Below are 24878 nucleotides of genomic sequence, written 5' to 3'. Positions count from 1 at the left end.
GGCACCCGGGGAGGATGGCGGCATGGGACGGGCGACGGATCGGCGTGGTGTGCTGCGGATCGACCTCGACGCGGCCGGGGACGGCCGGGGGCGGATCGGCCGGCAGGACAACCTGGCCGTGGAGGAGCCGCTGGAGATCCGCGTCGGCGCGGCCGGTCCGGGACGACGCCGGCCGCTGGCGGTGACGATGCGCACTCCCGGCGACGATCTGGACCTGGCGATCGGCTTCCTGCTCACCGAAGGGCTGATCCGGTCGGCGGAGGACGTGCACACCGCGCAGCTCTGCGCCGGCGCGGAGACCCCGAACACCTACAACGTGGTCGACGTGGTGCTCTCGCCCGGCGTGCCGGAGCCCGTCACCGACCCGTCGCGCAACTTCTACACCACCAGCTCGTGCGGCGTGTGCGGCAAGGCGAGCATCGACTCGGTACGCACCCGCTCGCAGTTCGCGGTGCGGGACGACCCGCTGGTGGTCACCGCCGAACTGCTGGCCGGGCTGCCGGACCGGCTGCGCGCCGCGCAGCGCGCCTTCGACCGCACCGGCGGCCTGCACGCCGCCGGCCTCTTCACCCCCGACGGGGAGCTGGTCGTGCTGCGCGAGGACGTCGGGCGCCACAACGCGGTGGACAAGGTGCTCGGCTGGGCCACCCGGGAAGGGCGGCTGCCGCTGGCCGGGCACGTCCTGCTGGTCTCCGGACGGGCCAGCTTCGAACTCACCCAGAAGGCGTGGATGGCGGGCGTGCCGCTGCTCGCGGCGGTGTCCGCGCCGAGCACGCTCGCGGTCGAGCTGGCCGAGGAGGCCGGGATGACGCTGGTCGGCTTCCTGCGCGGGCCGACCATGAACGTCTACGCCGGGGCGGCGCGCATCGGCGAGTGACCGCTCACCGGCGTGGCGGCCGTCGGCGGCCCGGTAGGCGGGTGACCGCCCGGCAGGGTGACCGCTCATCGGCGTGGCCTGCGTCGGCGGCGCCGCAGCACCGCGCCGTCGTCGGAACCGGGCCACCCGTCCAGTGCCGACGGGGCGACTCCCCGCCGGAGCGCCTCGTCGAGCAGCACCGCGAGCGAGTAGCCGGGGTGGGCGGACAACACCCGTTCCAGGGCGACAGCGGCAAGTGCCCCGTGCCCCGATCGCCACGCGGCGAACGCCAGCAGACAGCCCGGCGCGGCGATCAGGTCCGGCTCGGCGCGTCGCAGCACGTCCGTCCAGAGGCTGATGTCCTCGTCCCGGCCGTCGGTGCGGGACCAGGCGTGATCGCGTACCGCGACGTGGGTGAGGAGCACTGTCAGCCAGGCCATCTCGTCGTCGTCCAGCCGCTCACCACGCCGCTGCCGGCGGAAGGCCGCTCGCACCGCGGCCGTGCCCGCCGTCCGCACGGCCCGCGGCTCCCCACCTGATCCGGCACCACCTGCCGGCGCCTGGGACTTGCCGCCCGACCCGGGCCCGCCAACCGGGACCGACGACTCCCCCTCCGGCCCAGCACCGTCCGCCGGAACCGGCGGCTCCGCACCCGCCCTCGAACTGTCGGCTGGCAAGCCTCCGGCCGGGCTCCCTGCCGACGGCGTGGACGGCCGTCCGGTGAGCGCGGCCAGGCGGAGGCGTGCCCGACCGGTGGCCCGGCGCATGGCGAGCCGAACCGGCCCGTCGAGCGGGGACACCTGCGCCGCGAGCGCGGCCCGGTCGGGCAGCGCGACCTGACCGGCGAACACAGCCGCCGCGCTGACCTGGCTGGCGGCCGGGTCGTACGGGGTGCCCTCGGGCGGGCAGCAGGACGGCTCGACGCAGAGGTACGAGAACCAGCGGCCCTCGGTGACCCGCAGCGCGTCGAGCACCACCAGCCCGGCGGCGGTCAGCGCGTCGCCGATCGCGTCGACGACGCCCGTCACCCGGGCGGCCGGACCGTAGCCGACGACTGTGGCGGCGTCGGCGTCCTGCCGGGCCACCACCTGGGCCAGGTGCCGGGCCGCCGGACCGGGGTCGGCACCCGGTGCGGGCAGGTCACCACGGGCGGCGAAGACGACGCGGCGGCCGCGTACCGCGACCACCACCACGCTGTCGGCGGGATGGAAGCCGAGCAGGTAGGGCACGGCCGCGACCATGTCGGCCGGCGAGCGGACGGAGAGGCGCGCTGGCTCGGTGGAGTTCATGCCGGGAGCGTGGGCGGTCGCGCGTCACCGCGTCCGCCCCTGTGGACGACACGCGGTCCGTCCACAGATACGGAGCGTATCGGTCCAGGGCAGCGGCGATCGGCGGTGCCGCCCGGCACACGGATGTCCGGGGTAACCGCTACCTTGCGCACATGGACCTGGCGTACCTGCGGGCACACCCGGAGCACCTGCCGACCTTCCTGACCCACCAGCGGATCCGGGAGACCCCGGTCTCCGGCGGTGACATCTGCGCCGCCTCCCTGCTCACTCTCGACGACGGGCACTCGGTGTTCGCCAAGACCTGGCCGGAACGGGCGGCGCGTCCGCTGCCGGAGGGCTTCTTCGCCGCCGAGGCGGCCGGGCTGCGCTGGCTGCGCGGGGCCGGCCCGGTGCCCGTACCGGATGTGCTCGTCGCGTTGCCCGACCTGCTGGCGCTCGACTGGGTGGAGCCCGGCGAGCCGACGCCGGAGGCCGCGGAGGCGTTCGGCCGCGACCTGGCCGGGCTGCACCGCGCCGGGGCGCCCGCGTTCGGCGCGGACTGGCCGGGGTTCATCGGCGCGCTGCCGCAGGACAACACGCCCGACCCCGGTCCCTGGCCGGACTGGTTCGCCCGGCGCCGCCTGCTGCCCTACCTGCGCATGTCGGTCGACGGCGGCGCGCTCGACGGTGCCGGGGCGGCGCTCGTCGAGCAGGTCGTCGAGCGGATCGGCGAGTTCGGCGGTGACGAGCAGCCGGCCCGGCTGCACGGCGATCTCTGGCCCGGCAACCTGCTCTGGGGCGCCGACGGCCGGGTCTGGCTGGTCGACCCGGCCGCGCACGGCGGCCACCGCGAGACCGACCTGGCCCAGCTCGCGCTGTTCGGCGGTCCGCCGCACCTGGACCGGATCACGGCCGCCTACCGGGAGGCGTGGCCGCTCGCCGACGGGTGGCGGGAACGTGTACCGCTGCACCAGTTGCATCTGCTGCTCGTGCACACCGCGATCTTCGGCGCGGCGTACGCGGACGCGGTCCGCTCCACCGCCCGTGCCGCCCTCCGGGGGCCCGACCGCGCTACGGTCGAGGGATGAGCGCCCCCCGGACGGCCGACGGCGTCCTCGCCGACCGGTACGGCCGTGTCGCCCGGGACCTACGGGTCTCGCTCACCGACAAGTGCAACCTGCGCTGCACCTACTGCATGCCGGCGGAGGGCCTGCCCTGGCTGGCCAATCCGCAACTGCTCACCGACGACGAGATCATCCGGCTGGTGGGTGTCGCGGTCTCCCGGCTCGGCATCACCGAGGTGCGCTTCACCGGCGGCGAGCCGCTGATCAGGCCGGGCCTGCCGGGCATCGTGGCCGCGGTCGCCGCGCTCACGCCCCGGCCGCGCATCTCGCTGACCACGAACGGCATCGGTCTGGCCCGCATGGCGCCGGCGCTGCGTGCCGCCGGGCTGGATCGCGTCAACGTCTCCCTCGACACGCTGGACCGGGACCGGTTCACCGCGCTGACCCGCCGCGACCGGCTCGCCGACGTGCTCGCCGGGCTGGCCGGGGCCGCGGAAGCCGGGCTGACCCCAGTGAAGATCAACTCGGTGCTCATGCGCGGCACGAACGACGACGAGGCGCCCGCGCTGCTCCGGTTCGCGCTCGCGCACGGCTACGAGCTGCGGTTCATCGAGCAGATGCCGCTCGACGCCCAGCACGGCTGGGACCGCACGACCATGGTCACCGCCGACGAGATCCTGGCCTCCCTGCACGCCGCGTTCGCGCTGACGCCGGACCCGTCCGAGCGCGGTGCGGCACCGGCCGAGACGTGGCTGGTGGACGGCGGGCCGGCCCGGGTCGGGGTGATCGCCAGCGTGACCCGGCCGTTCTGCGGCGACTGCGACCGCACCCGGCTCACCGCCGACGGCCAGGTGCGCAACTGCCTGTTCGCCACCGAGGAGTCGGACCTGCGCGGCGCGTTGCGCGACGGCGCGGACGACGAGGAGCTGGCTCGCCGCTGGCGCGCCGCGATGTGGGCCAAGCGGGCCGGGCACGGCATCGACGACCCGACGTTCCTCCAGCCCGCGCGCTCGATGTCGGCGATCGGAGGCTGAGGGTGGAGCTCACAGTCCGCTACTTCGCCGGGGCCCGCGCGGCCGCGGGACGATCCGAGGAGACCGCATCCGCCGGCCGGTCCCTGGACGAACTCCTCGATGACCTGGCCGCCCGGCACGGCGAACGCCTCGCGGTGGTGCTGAAGGCGGCGAGTTTCCTGGTCGACGGCGTGGCCTGTCATGATCGACGGGCACTGTTGCCGGCCGGGGTGACGGTGGACGTGCTGCCGCCCTTCGCGGGCGGCTGAGGGGGGCACACGTGCTGGCCATGGCGACATTCCTGGGCTTCGTCGTGCTCGTGATCGGCCTGATCCACTTCTACCTGTGGAGGCGGCTGGTCCGGGACACCACGCGCCCCGGGCGGTGGCGCCGGGCCGGTGGCGTGACGATCGCGGCGCTGGCGGTGCTCGTGCCGGTGACCATGGCCGGCACGCGCAACGGCTGGTACTGGCTGGCCTGGCCCGGCTACCTCTGGGTCGCGCTCATGTTCTACCTACTGGTGCTGCTGCTTGTGCTGGAGGTGCCGACCGCTGTGGTCCGGCTCGTGCTGCGTCGGCGGGCCCGCTCGGCGGTCGCCGCCGGCCCGGAGCCCGAGCCCGCGCTCGTGGGCGCGGCGACGGCGGACGGTCCGACGCCGCCGCCGGTCGACCCCACCGACGCGCCGCCGGCCGGCACCCACGCGCCGGACCACGACCCCTCCCGGCGGCTGCTGCTCGCGCGCGGGGCGGCGATCTTCGCCGGGCTCACCGCAGCCGGTGTCACCGGGTACGGCGTCCGCACCGCGATGGGTCCGCCGCAGCTCGACCGGGTGCAGATCCCGCTGGCCAAGCTGCCCCGCAGCATGGACGGCCTGCGTATCGCCACCGTCTCCGACATCCACATCGGGCCGTTGCGCGGCCGGGCGCACACCGAGCGGATCGTCGCGATGATCAACCGGATGGACGCCGACCTGGTCGCCGTGGTCGGTGACCTGGTCGACGGCACGGTGGCCGAACTGGGCGAGGCCGCCGAGCCGCTGCGCGACCTGCGGTCCCGGTACGGGAGCTTCTTCGTGACCGGCAACCACGAGTACTACTCGGGCGTCGAGGAGTGGGTCCGCGAGGTCGACCGGCTCGGCCTGCGCGTGCTCCAGAACGAGCGGCAGGAGATCCAGGCCCGGGGCGGCGTGCTGGACCTCGCCGGGGTGAACGACGTGAGCGCCGCCGGCACCGGGGTGGCCGCGCCCGCCGACTACGCCGCCGCTCTCGGCGACCGCGACCCGAGCCGGCCGGTGGTGTTGCTGGCGCACCAGCCGGTGGCCGCGCAGGAGGCGGCGAAGTTCGGCGTCGACCTCCAGCTCTCCGGGCACACGCACGGCGGCCAGATGGTGCCGTTCAACCTGGCGGTGAAGCTCGAACAGCCGGTGGTCTCCGGTCTCGGCGAGGTCGACGGCACGAAGGTCTACGTCACGAACGGCGCCGGCTTCTGGGGCCCGCCGGTGCGGGTGGGCGCGCCTCCCCAGGTGACGCTCGTCGAGCTGCGCGCTCAATAGCGTGCATGGGCCGCCGAGTCCAGCACCGCATTGCTCAGGTCACCCGTACGCGTGGCGACGGGCGGGCGGGGGACCGGACGTGACAGGATGCGGCGTGCCTCCGTTCAGCGCCGCACCCCCCGGTGGCCTCCCGCCGTACGTCGCGGATCTGCACATCCACTCGAAGTACTCCCGCGCGTGCAGCCGCGACCTGACCCTGCCGAACCTGGCCTGGTGGGCCCGGCGCAAGGGCATCGGCGTGCTCGGCACCGGCGACTTCACCCATCCCGCCTGGTACGACCACCTGCGCGAGACGCTGCACCCGGCCGAGCCGGGCCTGTACCGGCTCTCACCCGAGGCGGAACGGGACGTCGCCCGGCGGCTGCCGCCCCGGCTGGCCAGTGAGGCGGAGGCCGACCCGGTCCGGTACATGCTGAGCGTGGAGATCTCCACGATCTACAAGCGCGACGACCGGACGCGCAAGGTGCACCACCTGATCTACCTGCCGGACCTGGACGCGGTGGCCCGGTTCAACACCGCGCTGGGCCGGATCGGCAACCTCGGCTCGGACGGCCGGCCGATCCTCGGGCTGGACTCCCGCGACCTGCTGGAGATCACGCTGGAGGCGAGCCCGGACGGCTACCTGGTGCCCGCGCACATCTGGACGCCCTGGTTCTCCGCGCTCGGCTCGAAGTCCGGCTTCGACGCGATCGCCGACTGCTACGCCGACCTGGCCGAGCACATCTTCGCGGTGGAGACCGGCCTGTCGTCCGACCCGGAGATGAACTGGCGGGTCGGCAGCCTGGACCGCTACCAGCTGGTGTCGAACTCGGACGCGCACTCGCCGCCCGCGCTGGCCCGGGAGGCCACGGTCCTCACCGCCGCCCGCGACTACTTCGCCATCCGCGAGGCGTTGCGGACCGGCAACGGGCTCGCGGGCACCGTCGAGTTCTTCCCGGAGGAGGGCAAGTACCACGCCGACGGGCACCGGCTGTGCGGCGTGAACTGGTCGCCGGAGCGGACCCGCGAGGCGGGCGGACGCTGCCCGGAGTGCGGCAAGCCGCTGACTGTGGGCGTACTCAGCCGGGTCGAGGAGCTGGCGGACCGCGCGGCGGGGCACCGGCCGGCGCACGCCCGCGAGGTGACCCATCTGGTGCCGCTGGCCGAGATCCTGGGCGAGCTGAACCGGGTCGGCGCGCGGTCGAAGAAGGTCGAGGGCAAGCTCAACGAGCTGATCGCCGCGCTCGGCCCGGAGCTGGAGATCCTCACGCGTACCCCGATCGAGGAGATCGGCCGCGTCGGCGGCGAGCTGCTCGCGGAGGGCATCGGCCGGCTGCGCCGCGGCGACGTGCGCCGGGTGCCGGGCTACGACGGGGAGTACGGCGTGATCACCCTGTTCGACCCGGCGGAACTGGGCGCCGGGGGTGCCCGGGCCGGGCAGGAGACGCTGTTCGACGTACCGGTGCCCGCGCAGCGGCGGCCGGCGGAGTCGGCGCCGAAGCCGAAGGCCAAGCGCCCGGCGCCGGCCCGGCCGGAGCCGAAGCGCACGCCGCCGCCAGCGCCCCCGATCGCGCCGCCGCCGTCTCCGCACGAGCCGTTCGAGCCGATGCTCGCCGGGATGGAGGAGGTCGGCACCGGCCTGCTGGACCGGCTGGACGCGATGCAGCGGGTGGCCGCGTCGGCGCCGGGTGGCCCGCTGCTGATCGTGGCCGGTCCGGGCACCGGCAAGACGCGCACGCTCACCCACCGGATCGCGTATCTGTGCGCGGAGCTGAACGTCTTCCCCGATCAGTGCCTGGCGATCACGTTCACCCGGCGGGCGGCCGAGGAGCTGCGGCACCGGCTGGACGGGCTGCTCGGCCCGGTCGCCGAGGACGTCACAGTGGGTACGTTCCACTCGCTCGGCCTGACCGTGCTGCGGGAGAACGCGACGGCGGCCGGGCTGCCGGCGGACTTCCGGATCGCCGACGAGGCGGACCGGGCGGCGGCGCGCGCCGAGGCCGGTGACGACGACGAGCGGTACGTGGCACTGCTGCGCAAGCGGGACCTGGTCGACCTGGACGAGCTGCTGACGCTGCCGGCGGCCCTGCTGAAGGGTGACCGGAAGCTGGTCCGCGAGTACCGCGAGCGGTGGAAGTGGATCTTCGTTGACGAGTACCAGGACGTCGACGCGGTGCAGTACGAGCTGCTGCGGCTGCTCAGCCCGCCGGACGGCAACCTGTGCGCGATCGGTGACCCGGACCAGGCGATCTACTCGTTCCGGGGCGCCGACGTGGGCTACTTCCTGCGGTTCTCGCAGGACTTCACCGACGCGCGGCTGGTCCGGCTGAACCGCAACTACCGCTCCTCCGCGCCGATCCTGGCCGCCGCCGTACAGGCCATCGCGCCGTCGTCGCTGGTGCGCGGCCGGCGTCTCGACCCGGCCCGGCTCGACCCGGAGGCACCGCTGGTCGGCCGGTACGCGGCGAGTTCCGCCTACGACGAGGCCGACTTCGTGGTCCGTACCGTGGACGAGCTGGTCGGCGGCCTGTCCCACCGCTCGCTCGACTCGGGTCGGATCGACGGGCGGACCACCTCGCTGTCCTTCTCCGACATCGCGGTGCTCTACCGGACCGACGCGCAGGCCGCACCGATCGTGGACGCGCTGGCCCGGGCGAACATCCCGGTGCAGAAGCGCTCGCACGACCGGCTGCGCGACCGTCCCGGCGTGCCCGCAATCGCCCGCGAGCTGCGCCACGCCGGTCTGGACGGTTCGCTCGCGGCCCGGGTACGGCAGGCCGGGCAGATCCTGGCCGAGCGCTTCGCCGTGCCCACGCTCGACGGTTCCGGCGCGGTACGCCCCGAGGACGTCCGCACGGCGGTGGACCTGCTCACCCCGCTGGCCCGGCGTTGCGGCGACGACCTCGACCTGTTCCTCAACCAGCTCGCCACCGGCGCGGAGGTGGACGCGCTCGACCCGCGCGCCGAGGCGGTCACGCTGCTCACGCTGCACGCCGCGAAGGGTCTGGAGTTCCCGGTGGTGTTCCTGGTCGGCGCCGAGGACGGGCTGCTGCCGCTGCGCTGGCCCGGATCCGAGCCGGACGACGACGCGGTGGCCGAGGAGCGCCGGCTGTTCTTCGTCGGGCTGACCCGGGCACAGGACCGGCTCTACGTGAGCCACGCGGGCCGCCGCGCCCGGCACGGCGCGGAACGCGACACCCGCCCGTCGCCGTTCCTCGACGTGATCGACCCGGCGCTGTTCGAGCGTCTGGACGCGACCGAGCCCCGCCGTCCGAAGGACCACCAGCTCCGTCTGATCTGACCGCCCGCGGCGCCCGGGCCGAGCGCGCAGGTCAGCCGAGGACGGCGGCGAGCCACGCGCCGCCGAGCAGCGCCGGGCCGAACGGCACCGGCGTGTCCCGGCGTACCCGGCCGGCGGCGAGCAGGACCAGCACCGTTACTCCGGCGAGCACGTGCGGCAGGAGCAGCCCGAGCCGCAGCGCCGGCCAGCCGAGCCAGCCCAGCGGCAGCCCGAGCGCGGCGGCGAGCTTCACGTCGCCGAAGCCGAGCCGGGCGCGGGGCAGCAGCGCCAGCAGCGCGTACCCGATGAAGGAGAGCGTGGCCCCGGCCACCGCGACGGCCAGGTGGCGCGGTTCGCCGGTCGCCGCTGTGGCAGCGGCCGGTCCGAGCCCGCCGCCGAGCGCGACCAGGCCGACGAGCGGGTCGGGCAGGCGCAGCGCGGTCAGGTCGGTGACCACGAGGACCAACCCGGTGGCGGCGACCGGCAGCAGCGCGGCCAGCGCCGGATCGGCGCCCCGGGCGGCGAGCCCGCCGAACACCACGGCGCCGACGAGGGCGAGCACACTCCGGTTCGGAGTTCGGACCCGGCCGCCGGTGTCGGGAACGAAGGACCGCCCGACCGGGACCGCCGCCCACCCGGCCGCCGCACCCAGCAGCGCGACCCCCGTCACCAGCAGCGCCGACACGGGCCGGGACGCTACCGCCCGGCCGGCTTCCCGGCCGTCCCGTCGACGGCTGGTGGCGGGGACCGGCGGGGTCGCTCGGTGCTCACCACCACCGCCACGCCGACCACGATGACCGCACCGCCCATCAGCACCTGCGAGGTGATCGGTTCCGCGACGAACAACGCGCCGAGTGCCACCGCGACCACCGGGTTCACGTACGCGTACGTGGAGACCAGCGAGATCGGCGCGTGGGCGAGCAGCCAGACGTACGCGGTGAAGGCGACCAGCGAACCGGCCACCATCAGGTAGGCCATCGCCGCCCAGGACCGTCCGGTCACGTCCGCGAAGGAGAAGCCGCGCAGCTCACCTCGGGCCACGCCGACGAGCGCGAGCACCGCAGCGCCGGCGACCATCTCGTAGACGGTGGCCACGAACGGGTCGGCGGGCATCCGGATCTTCCCGGACAGGTACGAGCCGACCGACCAGCTCGCCGCCGCGGCGACCACTGTCAGCGCGCCTGCCACCGGCACGCCGTCCACCCCGTCGCGGGGCAGCACGAGCAGGACCAGACCGGCGAAGCCGAGTGCCACTCCGAGGAACGTCCACGGTCGCGGCCGGTCCCCACCCGCCGTCCGCAGCAGGACCACGAGCAGCGGCACGGTGGCGACGAGCAGCGCCGCCACCCCGGACGGTACGGCGGTCCCGGCCGGGCCGGACTCGGCGAGCACCACCAGGCCGTTGCCGCCGGCGAGCAGCAGCACACCGACGAGCGCGGCGGAACCGACGCGGCGTGCGGGCACCCGCAACGCGCCGGGTCCACGTCGCAGGCGCAGCACGACGGCGAGCACCACCGCGGCGGCGGCGAACCGCATCGCCGCGGAGATCAGTGGCGGCAGGGACTCGACAGCGACCCGGATGCCCAGGTAGGTCGAGCCCCAGAGCAGGTAGACCAGCACGAGTGCGGTCCAGATCAGCGCGGTGCGGGCCGGCGGCGTCGCGGAATCGACAACGTTCGTCGCACTCGTAGGGCGTGAGCTCATCGTGGGACCACGCTACGGTGACCACGGCGTCGGCGTCCCCAGTTGGTGGCCGGCCTCTCAGCACTGGCGTACGCAGGAGGCGTTCATGTCGAACTTCGGTCCACCGGGCGGCGGCTCTCCCGAGCCCTGGGGACGGCCCGACGACGGCTACGCCCCGCAGCCCGATCCCCGCTACGCCCCGCCGGGCGACCCGCGTTACGCCCCGCAGCCCGACCCGCAGTACGGCCCGCCGGCCGATCAGTACGGGCCGCCGACGCAGCGCTACGAGCCGGGACCGGCCTGGTCACCCGGGCCGCCGCAGCAGGGCCACCCGGGTGACCCCTATGCCGGGCCGCCGTACGGCGGCGGGCAGCCGCCGTACGCCGAGCCGACGCCGCCGAAGCGCGGGAAGGGCCCGCTGCTGGTGGTGGTGATCGTGCTGGCCGTGCTGCTGCTGGGCGGCGCCGGGGCGTACTGGATGCTGGGCCGGGACGAGCAGAGCCCGACCGGCGGCACGACAGCTGCCACCGCGCCGGCCGCGGATCCGACCGGCGAGGCCGCGCCGCCGAGCGAACCGGCCGACACGACGCCCACGACGGCGGCCCCGGCCTCGTCGACCGATCCGCGTTTCGTCAAGGCGGGCCAGTGCGTCGCCAACGAAGGTGGCGGCGGCCAGCCGAAGCTGGTGATCGCCGACTGCGCCCCGAAGACGTACGAGGTGCTGCGCCGCATCGACGGCGCGACGAGCGGCAAGAAGGACGCGGAGGCGAAGTGCGGGAAGGTGGCCGGTTACACCGACTGGTACTTCTTCGACAGTGAGCTGGACACGCTCGACTTCGTGCTCTGTCTGAAGCGCCGCTGACCCTGTCCGCCTGTCGGTAACCAAAACTAGGGCTGTCTAGCATCCACGCTAGACAGCCCTAGTTTTGTATCGAGGCCGACACGCGGTAGCCGCCTCTATGCGCATCTAGCCTGGTCGCTAGAGAACCCGATACTGTGCGATTCGTGGATCCGGTCCGCAACCCGTACGCACCGGGCGCCGGCCAGCGCCCGCCCGAACTCGCCGGGCGGGGGCGGGAACTGGACGTCTTCGACGTGGTGCTGGAACGGATCGCCCGCGGTCGCCCCGAACGCAGCCTGATGCTCACCGGCCTGCGGGGAGTCGGCAAGACGGTCCTGCTCAACACGCTGCGGTCCGAGGCGATCAACCACCTCTGGGGCACCGGCAAGATCGAGGCCCGGCCGGACCAGTCGCTGCGCCGCCCGATCGCCGCCGCGCTGCACATGGCCGTCCGCGAGCTGGCGCCCCGGCACCGTGCCCCGGACCGGATCGACGCGTTCCTCGGCGTCCTCAAGGCGTTCGCGCAACGCTCCACCCCCACCGGGCGGGGCGGCGCGGCACCCAAGCTGCGCGACCGCTGGCAGCCCGGCATCGACGTACCCGCGAGCAGCGGGCGCGCCGACTCCGGCGACATCGAGATCGACCTGGTCGAACTGCTCAGCGACGCGGCGGCGGTCGCCACCGACGTCGGCACCGGCATCGCGATCTTCATCGACGAGATGCAGGACGTCGGCGCCGAGGACGTCTCCGCGCTCTGCGCCGCCTGCCACGAGCTGTCGCAGCTCGGCGCGCCGCTCATCGTCGTGGGCGCGGGCCTGCCGCACCTGCCGGCCGTGCTCAGCGCCGCCAAGTCGTACTCCGAGCGGCTCTACCGCTACCAGCGCATCGACCGGCTCGACCGGATCGCCGCCGACCAGGCGCTCTGCGCGCCGGCCGAGCGGGAGGAGGTCGAGTACGAGCAGAAGGCGCTCGACCTGCTCTACGAGAAGTCGGGTGGCTATCCCTACTTCGTCCAGGCGTACGGGAAGGCCACCTGGGACCACGCACCCCGCTCCCCGATCACCGCGGCGGACGTCCGGGTCGCCGCGCCCGAGGCGGAGGCCGAACTGGCGGTGGGGTTCTTCGGCTCCCGGTTCGAGCGGGCCACGCCTGCCGAACGCGAGTACATGCGCGCGATGGCCACGCTGGCGCTGGTGGACGGCGAGGAGGGCGCCCGGGACGACATGGACGCGGCGGTGCCGACCGCCGAGATCGCCCGCGCGCTCGGCCGCAAACCGGCCAGCCTCTCCCCGGCGCGTGACGCGCTGATCAAGAAGGGGCTGATCTACTCCGGCGAGCGGGGGACTGTGGCGTTCACAGTGCCGCACTTCGGCCGCTACCTGCGTACCCAGCCCGCCTGACGGCTCAGGCCGCTCGGGCCACGCGGTCTCAGGCCGCTCGGCCGCGATCCGGACCGCTCAGACCCGCGACCACGGTGGCGGGAAGACCACCTCGCCGGACGGCGGTGACGGCTCTCCGCTCGCCGACGGCGGCAGCACCAGCGCCTGCCACGGCTCCCCCAGCCCGGACCAGGGACTGGTCAGGCCCAGCCGGTCCGCCGGGCCGAACCCGAACCGCCGGTAGTAGGCCGGGTCGCCCAGCACCACCACCAGCCGCTCGCCCAGCTCGGTCGCGGCGTCCAGTGCCGCCTGCACCGCCGCCGTGCCGTGCCCCAGCCGCTGCCGGTGCCGCGCCACCGCCACCGGACCCAGGGCCAGCGCCGGCCAGGTGCCGCGTTCGGTGCGTACGCCGACGCGCGTGAGCAGCGCGTACGCCACCACCTCGCCGCCGTACTCGGCGACCATGGCCAGCTCCGGGATCCACGCCGGGCTGTGCCGCAGCTCCTCGACCAGGCCGACCTCCGGTGGGGTGGCCACGTCGGGGCGGGCGAAGGCGGCGGCCAGCACCCGGGCCACCGGCGCCTCGTCGGCGGGGCCCTCGGGGCGCAGTCGCAGCGTCGTCACCCGCGCGACCTTACCGAACGCAACCGGTCCATCCGCGACGGTCGCTGAAATCGATACCGTTCGGACGTCCACGTCGGCCGATACCTTTCGTGTGTTGCGGGGATGACGACGCCCCCGACGGGGTAAGACTGAGCCATGAAGCCCGTGCGCTCCCTCGCCCGAGTCATGTTGAGCGGCATCTTCGTGGTCAGCGGCGCCCGCAACCTGCGCAACCCGGAACGCCTGGTGCAGGCCGCGGAACCGGTCACCGGGAAGGTCGCCCCGCTGATCCAGAACGTGCACCCCCGCATCCCCACCGACACGGTCTCGCTGATCCGGGCCAACGCCGCCACCCAGCTGGTCGGCGGCCTGATGCTCGCCACCGGCCGGTTCACCCGTCCGGCCGCGCTGGTGCTCGCGGGCACGCTCATCCCGACCACCGCCGCCGGCCACGCCTTCTGGAACAACGACGACCCGGCCGCGCGCAACAACAACCAGATCCACTTCCTGAAGAACCTCGGCCTGCTCGGTGGCCTCCTCCTCGCCGCCGCCGACACCGAGGGCAAGCCGGGGCTGCGCTGGCGCGCCGGCCACCGGATCGACCACTTGCGCCGGTCGGTCAAGCGCGCGGTCCGCACGGCACGCCGCGAGACGAAGATCGCCGTACGCTCCGCGGCGACCGCCCGCCGCATGCCCGGCTGACCAGGCACTCTGTACGGCCTACCACCCCCCGCAAGGCCACCAATCACCTGAACCGTCCGAGACCCGTTAACGCGGTGGAAATGTCAAAAACACGTGTGGGATCGGACACGGTCGCGTAACGCGGGAGGCAGCAACGTGAGGCGCCGTTCTAGGCTCCGTTCTGGACCTGGACGGGTACGACGACCTTGGTACGGGGGTGGCCACGCCATGCCGACGACAGTCGGTAGACGGACCAACCGCCTCGCCCCGACCTCCCGCGTCGACCGCCGGATCGTGGTGCGTCTCGGCGTCGTCGCCGCCGTGTCGTACGCCGCGTGGCTCGCCATCGGCGCCTTCGGACGGCCGTACAACTTCTTCGACATGAAGATCTACCACGGCGCGGTGCTGTGGTGGGCCGGCGGCAACGAGCTGTACGACTTCGTCGCGCCCTCGACCACGCTGGGCTTCACCTACCCCCCGTTCGCCGCCCTGGTCATGCTGCCGATGTCGTGGCTGCCGGTCGACGGCGCCGGTTTCGTCAACGCGCTCGCCAGCATCGGCGCGCTCGCCGTCGTCCTCGCGGCGCTGCTACGCCCCATCGTGGACCGGCTCGGCTGGCCGCTCTGGTTCACCGTCGGCATCGCCACCCCGCTCGCAGTCGCCATCGAGCCGTCCCGGGAGACGCTCGGCTACGGGCAGGTCAACCTGCTGCTGTTCGCGCTGATCATGGCGGACATGGTGGGCCTGCGCTGGCGGGCCAAGCGGGGCACCCACTACGAGACGGCCGATTCGCCGCTGGCCCGGTTCGTCTACAGCGGCGCCTGGGCCGGTGCGGGCATCGGGCTCGCCACAGCGGTCAAGCTCACCCCGGCGCTGTTCGTGGCCTATCTGATGCTCACCCGGCAGTGGCGGGCCGCGCTCACCGCTGTCGGCACCGCCATCGGCGTGACCATCGCTACGTTCGGTGTGCTCGGTGAGGAGTCCCGCGCGTACTTCGCCGACGTGCTCTGGCAGACCGAGCGGGTCGGCGCGGCGGACATGACCGCCAACCAGTCCCTCGCCGGTCTGCTGGCGCGCCTCTACGACTCGATCGAGACGCCCGGCCTGCTCTGGCTGGCGTTCTCGGTGCTCATCCTGGCGCTGGGCCTGTCCCGGGCGATGAGCGCCCGCGCCGACGGCGACGAGCTGACCGCGTTCACGCTGGTCGGGCTCACCGCCAACGTGATCAGCCCGATCTCCTGGTCGCACCACCTGATCTGGGTCATCCCGGCGATCATCGTGCTGGCCGACGCCGCGGTACGCCGCCGCGAAGCCAGCCGCGGCCTGCCCCCGCGCGGCACCGGCGGTCCCTCGGCCAACGGTGTGCCGGCACTGCGCCCGCCGATCTGGTACCCGACGCTGACCGGGCTCCGCCACGGCGTCGGCGCGCTCGGGCTCTACCTGCTGTTCCTGATCTCACCGATCTGGCCGTACGAGCACCAACTCCCCGAGGTGTCCCACTACCAGGACGGCCTGTTCGGCGCGCTGATGGAGAACTCCCTGGCCATCGCGCTGATCGTGCTCGTCGCGGCGCTGCCGTGGCGTCCCGGCGCCGAGCCGGCGTTCTACCACGAGCGGCTGGGCCGCACCGCCGCGCTCGCCGCCCGGCGCTGAGCCCTCAGGGGCAGTTCACCCATTCCTCGGTGCCGTCGTCGAAGACCTGCCGCTTCCAGATCGGCAGCCGCGCCTTCACCTCGTCGACCAGCCGGGCGCAGGCAGCGAACGCGGCCGCGCGGTGCGCCGTGCTGACCGCCGCCACCAGTGCCACGTCACCGATCTCCAGCGGGCCGATCCGGTGCGACACCGCCACCGCGTACACCTGCGGGTCGGCCGCCACCTCGGCCGCCACCTCGCGCAGTACCGCCTCGGCGGTGGGGTGGCCCTCGTACTCCAGCCGGGTGACCGCCCGCCCGTGGTCGTGGTCGCGGACCACGCCCTGGAAGGACACCACCGCGCCGGCACGGCGGTCGGCGACCGCCGCCTCGTGCGCGGCCAGGTCGAGCGGCCGGTCGGTCACCGCGCCGAGCACCACGCCTGCTTCCACTGTCACGACGTCTCCCGTCGGCTCGTTCGTCGCGCTCACCCGAATCGCTCCCCGGGGGTCAGTGGCAGCGGCACCAGCGGCACCCGGTCGCCGGCCGCGCCGCTGGTGCCGGGCCGGATCATCGCGAACCCGTCCGCGCCGGCCAGCCCACGCAGCATCGCCGAGCCGACGTGCCGCACCGGGTACGCGGTGCCGGCGACGCGGTCCCAGCGGGCCAGCGCCAGATGGGTGTAGTCGCCGCGCCCGGGAATCGGCTCGGCCAGTGTCACGTGCGGCAGTACCGGCATCTGCCGGCCGGTGAGACCGGCGAGCAGGGGCGCGACGAGCGACACGAGCGCCACCACGGCCGACTGCGGGTTACCGGGCAGACCGGCCACGAACCGCACCCGCCCGTCGCCGTCCACCAGCCGGGCGAGCAGCATCGGGAAACCCGGGCGCACCGCCACGGTGTTCACCACGTAGTCGGCGCCGAGCGCCTCCAGCGTCGGGTGCAGATGGTCGACCGGACCGTGCATGGTGCCGCCGGTGGTGCAGACCAGGTCGGCGTTGGCGAGCGCGCCCCGCAGCGCCGCCACGTGCGCGGGCAGCGTGTCGGCGACCGGGCCGACCACGTCGGCCGCGCGCACCTGGCAGCCGTAGCGGCGCAGCCAGGCCGGCACCGACGGACCGAGCGCGTCACGGACCCGCCCGGCGCCGGGCGGACCGGAGGTGAGCAGTTCGTCGCCGAAGACCAGGAGCGCGGCCCGGGGTGGGCGGCGGACCCGCAGCGTGTCGTGCCCGCAGGAGGCGGCCAGGCCGATCACCGCCGGGTCCACGGGCGTGCCGGCGGGCAGCAGTACCTCCCCGAGGTGCGCCTCCTCGCCCGGCTCCCGCCACTCCGGCGCCGGGCGGGGCGTGCCGGACACCAGGCCGTCCGAGGTTCGCGTCGACTCCTCGATCCGCAGGATCGCCGTCGTGCCCTCGGGAACCATCGCGCCGGTGGCGATCTCCACCGTGCTGCCGTCGGCCTCCAGCGGAGGCGCGGTCTGCCCGGCGAGCACCCGCCCGACCACCCGCCACGGCCCCGCGCCGCGCACCGCCCAGCCGTCCACGCTGGAGGTGGGGAACGCCGGCAGGTCGGTGCGCGTGGTCAGCGGCTCGGCCAGGGTGTGCCCGTCGGCCTCGGCCAGCGGACGGGCGACCGCGGGGAGCGCGGCGGACAGGCCCACCGCGTACACCCGGGAGCGGGCCTCCTCCCACCCGGCCGGTGGTGGCGTGCCGGCCTCGGCCGCGGCGGCTTCGGTTTCCGTGCTCATCCGGCGAGCCTAACGCCGGGGCACGTGCCGCGCGGGTTCAGTGGTCGCCGCCGCGAAGCTGGTCGACGGCGTGCCGCAGGATCGGCCCGAGCACCGCCAGGCCGTCCCGGGCGCCACCGCGTGAGCCCGGCAGGTTGACCACGAGCGTCCGGCCGGTCACCCCGGCCAGCCCGCGGGACAACGCAGCCGTCGGCACGGTGTCGCGGCTGTGCGCGCGAATCGCCTCGGCGATGCCGGGGATCTCGTAGTCGAGCAGCGCGCGCGTCACGTCGGGCGTGCGGTCGGTCGGGGTGATGCCGGTGCCACCGCTGGTCAGCACCACGTCGACGCCGTCTGCGCGGGCGGCACGCAGGGCGTCGCCGACCGGTTCGCCGTCGGGCACCACCACCGGAGCGTCGACCTCGCAGCCCAGCTCGCGCAGCCCGGTCACGAGCAGCGGGCCGCTGGTGTCCTCGTACACCCCGGCGGCAGCCCGGTTGGACGCCACGATCACCCGGGCCCGGATCACGGCCGGTCCTCCGGCCGGACCCACTCGCCGGTCTTGCCGCCCTCCTTGCGGAGCACCCGGACGGCGTCCACCGAGGCGGCCGGGTCGACCGCCTTCACCATGTCGACCAGGGCGAGCCCGGCGACCGCCACGGCGGTCAGCGCCTCCATCTCCACGCCCGTGCGGTCGGCGGTCTTCGCGGTGGCGGTGATCTCCACCGTGTCGGCGGTGAGGTCGAGGTCGACTGTGACGCCGTGCAACGCGATCGGGTGGCAGAGCGGGATCAGGTCGGGCGTGCGCTTGGCGCCCATGATGCCGGCGAGCCGGCCGACGGCGAGCGCGTCGCCCTTGGGCAGGCCGTCGCGGCGCAGCAACTCCACCACCTCGGCGGTGGTGCGGAGGCGGCCGGCGGCGACCGCGAGCCGGCCCGAGACCGGCTTGGCGGAGACGTCGACCATCCGGGCCGCACCGGCCGGGTCGACGTGGGTGAGCTGCGCGGGTTCGGTCACGGCCCGACCCTATCCGCCGGGTACGACGACGCGGGTGCTCCGGCCTGCCCGGGTGCCGCGGCCTGCGGCGGGGAGGAGCGTCGTGTCGGGTGCCGGTGCACGACGCCCCTCCCTCACCTGCCCACCGCCGATTCGCTGGGGGGAACTGACGGTGGGGGCCTCGTCCGGCCGGGTCCGCTCTGGCGCTGAACCCTCCCCGTGGCCGATGCCGGGGACGCTAACGAACGCCGCGATAAGAAATCGATAAGCCGGTTCAGGCCGGCGTCTCGGCGAGCTGCCGGCGCAGGTCGTGGCGCTCGGGCGCACCCATCCGCTCGAAGATCGCCAGCGCGCGCTGCCGGTACCGTCGCGCCTGCGCCGACTCCTTCTCCGCAAGATGTCCGGCCAGGCCGTCCAGGGCGCGGGCCTGCTCGTACGGATGGCCGATCCGGGTGGCGATGGCGAGTGCCTCCTCGAAGACGGCCACCGCTTCGTCGGCTCGCCCCGTGGCTCCCAGGGTGACGGCCAGCTCGTTGCGTGCCTGGGCCTGGACGTGCCGCTCGCCGGATGCGGCGGCGGCCTCGATGGCGGCCTCGTGGTGCCGCAGCGCGTCGTCGTAGCGGCCGAGTTGCCGGTAGGTGCCGGCGAGGTCGCTGAGCGTCTCGGCACGGCCGAAGCCGTTGCCGGTGCGATCCCGGAGCGCGAGCGAGGCTCGGAGCAGGCGCTCCGCCGCCGCGTTCTGTCCCAGGCGGTATCTTAGGCCACCGAGATGCCCCAGTGCGTTCGACATGTGGAACGGATCCTGCTTGATCCGGGCGGCGAAGAGGTGCAGCCGATGAACCGCCATCGACTCGTCGTAACGACCGAGGTAGCGCAGTGTCAGGCCGAGGTTCGGCAGGACCGGAAGGGTGTCCAGCGCACAGCTGCGCAGCGTCATGCGGTTGGCTTCGAGCGACTGGTGGAGCCGCCCGGTCAGCCAGTGCACGGCGCCGAGGTTGAACCGTGCCCGATGGGCGCCCGATTCGTCACCGAGCCCGGTGAGGATCGACACGACCTCGTGCAGGTGTGCCGAAGCGTCCTGGTAGGCGCCGGTGCGTACGCACGCCGAGGCGAGATAGTTGTGCATGAGGGCCACGGCGTGCCGGTCCCCGCACCGCTGGGCGGCGGCGAGACCCACCGCGTGCGTGGCCGATATGTCGTCGAAGTAGCCGCGTATGTAGAAGAACCGCCAACCGGCGCGAGCCAGACGCCACGCCATCGGTTCATGGCCCTGGTCAGCCGCCTGACGGACGAAGGCGTCCAGGTTCGACCGCTGTTCCTCCAGCCAGTCCAGGTCGCGGTCGACGCGTCCGGCGAGCAGATCCGGTCGAAGCGGTTCTCCGAGCCGCAGGTGCTGCGCGAGCACCCGGCCGTCCTCGATCGACGCGGACGCCCGCACCACCGAGTGCAACACGTGATCCAGCAGGTTCCGGATCGCCGGTCGCCCGGTCGTCGGCTCGTCCTCCTGCCGGGCCAGTTCGGCGGCGTAACGCCTCATCAGGTCGTGCAGGCGGTACCGGCCGGCCGAGGTCTCCTGCACGAGGTGGCGGTCCACCAGTTCGTCGAGGACGTCCGCCGCGTCCCGCAGGGGCAGGTCGGTGAGGGCGGCGACCATGGCGGTGTCGAGGTGGTTCCCGGCCGCCAGCCCGAAGGATCGGAAGGCTTTCCGGCACGCCTCGTCGAGCGGCTCGTACGACTCGGCGAACGCCTCCACCACGCTTCGCGCCTCGGCGCGGAGACCGGGGAGGAAGATCGACCTGTGGCTCAACCTGTCGACGAGGTCGGAGATCCGCCAGTCGGGCCGATGTGCCAGCCGGGTGCCGGCCAGTCCGACAGCGAGAGGGAGGCAGCCGCAGATGGCGACCAGTTGTCGCGCGGCCTCCGGCTCGGCCGCCACCCGGCCGCTCCCGATGAGGGTGGCGAGCAGTTCGAGCGCCTCGGCCTCGGCGAGGACGGCGAGGGACACCGGCGGTCGTTCGGTGAGTGCCAGCAGGCGCCGCCGGCTGGTGACGAGGACGACGGCCGATCCGGAGACGGGTAGCAGCGGCTCGACCTGCCGGCTGTCGGCGGCGTTGTCGAGCACCACCAGCACCGAACGCGCGGCCAGTTCGCGCCGCCACATCTCCTGCCGGTCGGGCAGTTCCAGCGGTATCCGGCCGGCCGGCACACCCAGTTGGTGAAGCAGCGTGTCCAGGGCCACCGTGGGCCGCATCCGTGTTCGCGTGCTGTGTCCCCGCAGGTCGACGAAAAGTTGCCCGTCGGGGAAGCGCTCGGCCGACCGGGAGGCCACATGCAGGGCGAGGGTCGTCTTGCCGCAGCCCGCCATGCCGTCGATCACCCGGATCGTCGGACCCTGCCCGGATGCCTCCCGCACTTCGCACAACAATCGATCGACCATTTCCTCCCGGCCGACGAAATCCATCACCGTCCGCGGCAACCAATTGCGCTTATGAGCACCACTCCGGATCGTCTCCACCTCGCGCGCCGATTCCGGAATCCGGCGTCGCGCCCGGGTGGCCGCCACACGAAGTCGTTCCATCTCCGCGCTGGGTGGCACCCCGAGCTGATCGGACAACGCCTCGCGAGTGGCGCGGTAGACGGCCAGGGCGCCCGCTGCGTCGCCGGTCTGGATGAGCGCGCGCATCAGGAGACACTGCGCCCGCTCGCGCAGCGGCTGATGCGAGACGTGGTCACGCAGTAACGACACCGCTGATTCGGGGCGCCCGAGGTCGAGATATGCCTCTGTCAACAGTTCCAGCGCCGCCTGCCGTTCCTGACTCACGGCCTCGCGCTGAGCGGTGAGTGCCGGCCCCAGCGCCAACCCTGCGAGCAGTGGGGCCGCCGCGCCGACCACCTCGACGAGCACCGGGACGGCCTGCGTCGACCGCCCCTCCCGTATCAACTCCCGGGCGCGGCGCGAGCGCACGTTCAGTCGATGCAGATCGATCAGCTTCTCGTCGATGAGAAAGTCGATAGCCGCCCGGTTCACGGACGATCCTCGCTTCGTCGTCCGCACCCGAGCCGAGACTCCGCCGCAGATTGGCGGCGTAGGTCCGGACGTTTGCGATCGCCGACCGTGGTGGAGCGTCCGGCCACAGCTCGTCCACCAGGTCGTGAACCGTGACCAGCCGGTTGGCCCGCGCGACGAGTAGCGCGAACACCAACTGCTGCTTGGGCGTTCCAAGCGGAAGGTCTACGGCGCCGAGTCGCGCCGCCAAGCCCCCGAGAACCCGGATTTCCATGCTGCTGTTCCAGCCTCAGTGGGCACCCGCCCACCACGAAGCGACAGCGTAATCGATTCGTCACAGAGGCGTCGCCCCGGGCTCAGGCGCTGGTCGCCGCCGTCGTCCGACACGTCTGCCGAAGTCACCCGAAGCACGGTTGTAATGTTTCGCCGCCACAGCGACGCTACACACGGACCGAGTGGTATCGCGCTATTCGATGCGCTCAGCGACGGCCCGGGTACCTAAAGGAGACAGTCGGCTTCGCTCCGCAAGCAGGCCATGGACAGAACGTCATTTAACCCGCAATAGTTACTTATATTGCGCATACCGACATTAATTCTTTCAGACCAACTCGAATATCCCCTAATCTGCCTTCAGTCAGCAAGGCGCGGATACGCGCAAAGAAGGCACAGGGCGCCGGCGGCAATGAGCGGCAGCGGATCGAAGTAACGACTTCAGTCCGTGACCATTCCGCCCCGAAGCGATATCCGAGGAGGGCAGCACAATGCGCAGCACCGAATGGGGATGAGTTTCCCGGACCCGGGTGAAGCGGTAGGCTGCCGCTCATCGCATACCGACGGTGAGCGGCGGGTGACTCGGGTTGAGCCGAACCACGGAAAGCCGAACGGCTGTCGACCCACACCTGCGCGGGATCGTCTACACGTTGGTCGCGGGGGCGACGATCGTCGCCCTCACCGCGATCTACTCCGCCCGTACACAACACCCTGACTCCGTACGTGACTTCGTCACCGTCACAGCCCTCGTCGTGACGGTGACCCTGGCCACCGTCATCAAGACCCGTCTGCGGATCCGCTCCACCACCTTTTACTTCGCCTGGGTCGAGACCGCGATCGTCATCGGCCTCGCTGTCGCTCCGCCCTCGTGGGTCGTCCTGGCCACCGGGATCGGCGTGGCGTGCGGATCAGTCACCCGCCTGGCCCCCATCAAGGTGGCATTCGCCATCGCGAAGCACACACTGGTGGCCGGCGGAGCCACTGTCGCCACCCTGCTGCTGGGAAGCGCCTGGCCACCTCGGGAGCCACTCGGCATCGTCGTCCTGCTGGGGTTCGTCTACCTGGTGGCTGCGGTCCTCGATGACGTCCTCGCGATCCCGGTCATCGCGCTCGCCTCCCGCACACCGATCCTCCAGCAGTTCCGCGACGACCTCGACCTGCGGATCGCCGGTTTCGGCCTGCGTTTCCTGGTGGCCGCCAGCACCGTGCTCATCCTGCGGGTCGACCCCCGCCTGCTGCTCGCCGTACCGGCGCTGGTGCTCAGCCTGCACCTGGCCTACTCCAGCCGCATCCGCACCCGCACCGAGCAGCAGGCATGGCAGCGCCTGGCCCGCGCCACCGACGCCCTCAACGTGGTCGACCTCGACCAGGTGCTCACCACAGCGGTCACCGAGGCCAGCGAACTCTTCTCCGCCGACGAGGTCGAGATCGAGCTGCGCGACGGCGAACGCACCGTCCGGGGCAACGGCACGGACATCGCGTACGACGGAACAGCCCCCCGGCCCAGCACCGTCGACGGTCAGGTCATGCCGGTCCCGCTGGAGGGCCACGACCGCACCGACGACGTAGGCGTGCTGCGGCTGCGGTTCGCCGGCCCGGTCGAACTCTCCGAACGCGAGCAGTACACCCTGCGTACCTTCGCCTCCGCCCTCTGCACCGCGGTCCGCAACGCCCAGGCGTACGCCGAACTCGCCCGCATCGCCGAGGACCACGCCTACGCCGCCACCCACGACGCCCTCACCGGCCTGTCCAACCGGCGGCACCTGCTCGACGAGGGCAGCGCCCAGCTCACCAGCCGGCACGCCGACGGTGTCACCGCCCTGGTGCTGATCGACCTCAACCACTTCAAGGAAGTCAACGACACCCTCGGGCACGGCGCCGGCGACCAGGTGCTGATCCAGGTCGCCGAACGACTCCGCGGCGCGGCCCGCCCCGACGACCTGGTCGCCCGGCTCGGCGGCGACGAGTTCGCCGTACTCCTGCGCGGCCTGCCCGCACCGGCCGTCGCCGCCCACCGCGCCGAGGCCCTGCTCGCGGCGCTGCACGACCCGCTCGACCTCGACGGCATGCGGATCAGCGTGGAGGCCAGCGGCGGCATCGCCGTCGCCCCCGCCACCGGCGGCATGGCCGAACTGCTGCGCCGCGCTGACGTGGCCATGTACCAGGCCAAACGCGCCGGCCAACGGGTCGCCACCTACGCACCGGCCCGCGACACCGCCGACCTGAGCCGGCTCACCCTCGGCGGCGAACTGCCCCGCGCCGTCGCCGACCACGAGTTCACCGTCAACTTCCAGCCCATCGTCGACCTGGCGAGCGGCGAGGTGATCGGCGCGGAGGCCCTGGCCCGCTGGCACCACCCCACCCACGGGCTCATCGACCCGCTGCGCTTCCTCGAAGCGGTGGAACGCTCCGGGCTGCTCCCCGCGTTCGCCGAGGCGATCCTCGACCAGGCGCTCATCGCCGCCGGCTCCTGGCGCGACGCCGGCTTCGACCTGCCCGTCTCGGTGAACGTGTCCCCGCGCAGCCTGCTCGACGCCCGCTTCCCCGGCGCCGTGCTGGCCCGGCTACGCGCCCACGACCTCCCGCCGGACCGGCTCGTGCTGGAACTGACCGAGACGCTCACCCTCAGCCAGCTCGACGTCGTCGACCGCGTCCTCAGCCGCCTGCGTGACTCCGGCGTCCGGCTCGCACTCGACGACTTCGGCACCGGATACTCGTCGCTCTCCCTGCTCTCCCGCATCCCCGTACACGAATTGAAGATCGACCGCAGTTTCGTCGGCGCCATGGAGACCGCGCCCGAAGCCGCCGCCGTGATCCGCTCCACCCTCGACCTCGGCCGCAGCCTCGACCTCACCGTGGTCGCCGAGGGCGTGGAGAGCGAACCGCAACGCCGCGCGCTCTGGGAACTCGGCTGCGCCGCCGGGCAGGGCCACCTGTTCGCCCGGCCACTGCCCGCAGCCGCGCTCCTCGCCGCCCTCCAGCGCGGCCACGGCGGCCGGACCGGCGCGCTCGCACCCGCGCTGCACGACGCCGGCGCCGTCATCCGCCT

The 24878-nt window shown here is 73.4% G+C and carries 20 protein-coding genes and 1 pseudogene; 11 read left to right on the top strand and 10 right to left on the bottom strand.

All coding sequences use genetic code 11. The features are described 5' to 3' along the window. Window positions 1–22 precede the first annotated feature (22 nt). Window positions 23–877 (top strand): formate dehydrogenase accessory sulfurtransferase FdhD, encoded by an 855-nt coding sequence (fdhD, locus tag ABD52_RS23980; RefSeq protein ID WP_013477503.1) that lies wholly within the window; start codon window positions 23–25, stop codon window positions 875–877. A gap of 65 nt (window positions 878–942) precedes the next feature. Here the strand turns inward: fdhD and ABD52_RS23975 are convergent, their stop codons facing one another. Then, window positions 943–2145: a DUF4192 domain-containing protein gene (locus tag ABD52_RS23975; RefSeq protein WP_047893326.1), complete on the bottom strand. Its 1203-nt coding sequence runs from the start codon at window positions 2143–2145 to the stop codon at window positions 943–945. A 152-nt stretch (window positions 2146–2297) separates the two neighbouring features. On the opposite strand from ABD52_RS23975, the gene ABD52_RS23970 reads away from it, so the two are divergent. From ABD52_RS23970 to ABD52_RS23950, 5 genes are all read left to right on the top strand, one after another. Then, complete coding sequence (locus ABD52_RS23970; RefSeq protein ID WP_047893325.1) at window positions 2298–3212, top strand: fructosamine kinase family protein; 915 nt, start codon at window positions 2298–2300, stop codon at window positions 3210–3212. Next, a complete protein-coding gene (moaA, locus tag ABD52_RS23965) occupies window positions 3209–4222 on the top strand; it encodes a GTP 3',8-cyclase MoaA (protein WP_047893324.1) in 1014 nt (337 codons plus the stop codon). The genes ABD52_RS23970 and moaA overlap by 4 nt, the downstream gene beginning before the upstream one ends. A 2-nt stretch (window positions 4223–4224) precedes the next feature. Continuing rightward, a complete protein-coding gene (locus ABD52_RS23960) occupies window positions 4225–4470 on the top strand; it encodes a MoaD/ThiS family protein (RefSeq protein WP_013289332.1) in 246 nt (81 codons plus the stop codon). Window positions 4471–4481: 11 nt separating this feature from the next. Continuing rightward, window positions 4482–5753 carry a metallophosphoesterase gene (locus ABD52_RS23955; RefSeq protein ID WP_013289333.1) on the top strand — a complete coding sequence of 424 codons (1272 nt, stop codon included), beginning with the start codon at window positions 4482–4484 and terminating at the stop codon, window positions 5751–5753. A gap of 94 nt (window positions 5754–5847) precedes the next feature. Further along, entirely contained in the window at window positions 5848–9033 is a 3186-nt protein-coding gene (locus tag ABD52_RS23950) for a UvrD-helicase domain-containing protein (protein ID WP_047893323.1), read from the top strand. A 31-nt stretch (window positions 9034–9064) separates the two neighbouring features. On the opposite strand, the gene ABD52_RS23945 is transcribed toward ABD52_RS23950, so the two are convergent. After that, window positions 9065–9697 carry an A24 family peptidase gene (locus ABD52_RS23945; protein WP_047893322.1) on the bottom strand — a complete coding sequence of 211 codons (633 nt, stop codon included), beginning with the start codon at window positions 9695–9697 and terminating at the stop codon, window positions 9065–9067. An 11-nt stretch (window positions 9698–9708) separates the two neighbouring features. Next, window positions 9709–10716, bottom strand: coding sequence for an EamA family transporter (locus ABD52_RS23940; protein ID WP_235437544.1), 1008 nt, complete (start codon window positions 10714–10716; stop codon window positions 9709–9711). Between the two features lie 85 nt (window positions 10717–10801). Between ABD52_RS23940 and ABD52_RS23935 the strand changes: the two genes are divergently transcribed. Beyond that, complete coding sequence (locus ABD52_RS23935) at window positions 10802–11557, top strand: hypothetical protein (protein WP_047893320.1); 756 nt, start codon at window positions 10802–10804, stop codon at window positions 11555–11557. 143 nt (window positions 11558–11700) lie between these two features. Then, a complete protein-coding gene (locus ABD52_RS23930; RefSeq protein WP_047893319.1) occupies window positions 11701–12936 on the top strand; it encodes an ATP-binding protein in 1236 nt (411 codons plus the stop codon). Between the two features lie 57 nt (window positions 12937–12993). Here the strand turns inward: ABD52_RS23930 and ABD52_RS23925 are convergent, their stop codons facing one another. After that, window positions 12994–13539, bottom strand: a complete 546-nt coding sequence (locus ABD52_RS23925) for a GNAT family N-acetyltransferase (RefSeq protein WP_013289339.1) — start codon at window positions 13537–13539, stop codon at window positions 12994–12996. A 135-nt stretch (window positions 13540–13674) separates the two neighbouring features. On the opposite strand from ABD52_RS23925, the gene ABD52_RS23920 reads away from it, so the two are divergent. Both ABD52_RS23920 and ABD52_RS23915 read left to right on the top strand, forming a co-directional pair. Further along, window positions 13675–14220: a DoxX family protein gene (locus tag ABD52_RS23920; protein ID WP_047893318.1), complete on the top strand. Its 546-nt coding sequence runs from the start codon at window positions 13675–13677 to the stop codon at window positions 14218–14220. Window positions 14221–14427: 207 nt separating this feature from the next. Further along, complete coding sequence (locus ABD52_RS23915) at window positions 14428–15852, top strand: glycosyltransferase 87 family protein (RefSeq protein ID WP_047893317.1); 1425 nt, start codon at window positions 14428–14430, stop codon at window positions 15850–15852. Window positions 15853–15856: 4 nt separating this feature from the next. Here the strand turns inward: ABD52_RS23915 and ABD52_RS23910 are convergent, their stop codons facing one another. The 6 genes and pseudogenes from ABD52_RS23910 to ABD52_RS41000 all read right to left on the bottom strand — a co-directional run. Beyond that, on the bottom strand, window positions 15857–16282 hold the full coding sequence (locus tag ABD52_RS23910) for a molybdenum cofactor biosynthesis protein MoaE (RefSeq protein ID WP_176921779.1): 426 nt from the start codon (window positions 16280–16282) through the stop codon (window positions 15857–15859). Window positions 16283–16317: 35 nt separating this feature from the next. Next, window positions 16318–17577 carry a molybdopterin molybdotransferase MoeA gene (locus tag ABD52_RS23905; RefSeq protein ID WP_047893316.1) on the bottom strand — a complete coding sequence of 420 codons (1260 nt, stop codon included), beginning with the start codon at window positions 17575–17577 and terminating at the stop codon, window positions 16318–16320. Window positions 17578–17614: 37 nt separating this feature from the next. After that, entirely contained in the window at window positions 17615–18085 is a 471-nt protein-coding gene (locus ABD52_RS23900) for a molybdenum cofactor biosynthesis protein B (RefSeq protein ID WP_013477514.1), read from the bottom strand. Beyond that, window positions 18082–18573, bottom strand: coding sequence for a cyclic pyranopterin monophosphate synthase MoaC (gene moaC / locus ABD52_RS23895; RefSeq protein WP_013289345.1), 492 nt, complete (start codon window positions 18571–18573; stop codon window positions 18082–18084). The genes ABD52_RS23900 and moaC overlap by 4 nt, the downstream gene beginning before the upstream one ends. Window positions 18574–18826: 253 nt before the next feature. After that, entirely contained in the window at window positions 18827–21580 is a 2754-nt protein-coding gene (locus ABD52_RS23890; RefSeq protein ID WP_235437543.1) for a tetratricopeptide repeat protein, read from the bottom strand. A gap of 37 nt (window positions 21581–21617) precedes the next feature. Continuing rightward, window positions 21618–21833: pseudogene (locus ABD52_RS41000) on the bottom strand (transcriptional regulator); the annotation flags it as partial. A 646-nt stretch (window positions 21834–22479) separates the two neighbouring features. Here ABD52_RS41000 and ABD52_RS23885 point away from each other — a divergent pair. Next, on the top strand, window positions 22480–24878 hold a 2399-nt coding region (locus tag ABD52_RS23885), incomplete at its 3' end, for a bifunctional diguanylate cyclase/phosphodiesterase (RefSeq protein WP_047893315.1).

The sequence above is a fragment of the Micromonospora sp. RV43 genome, from assembly GCF_001029515.1.
Taxonomy (GTDB): Bacteria; Actinomycetota; Actinomycetes; order Mycobacteriales; family Micromonosporaceae; genus Micromonospora; species Micromonospora aurantiaca.
The sequence above is the reverse complement of the archived record's forward strand: the minus strand, read 5'-3'. Positions and strand labels throughout refer to the sequence as shown.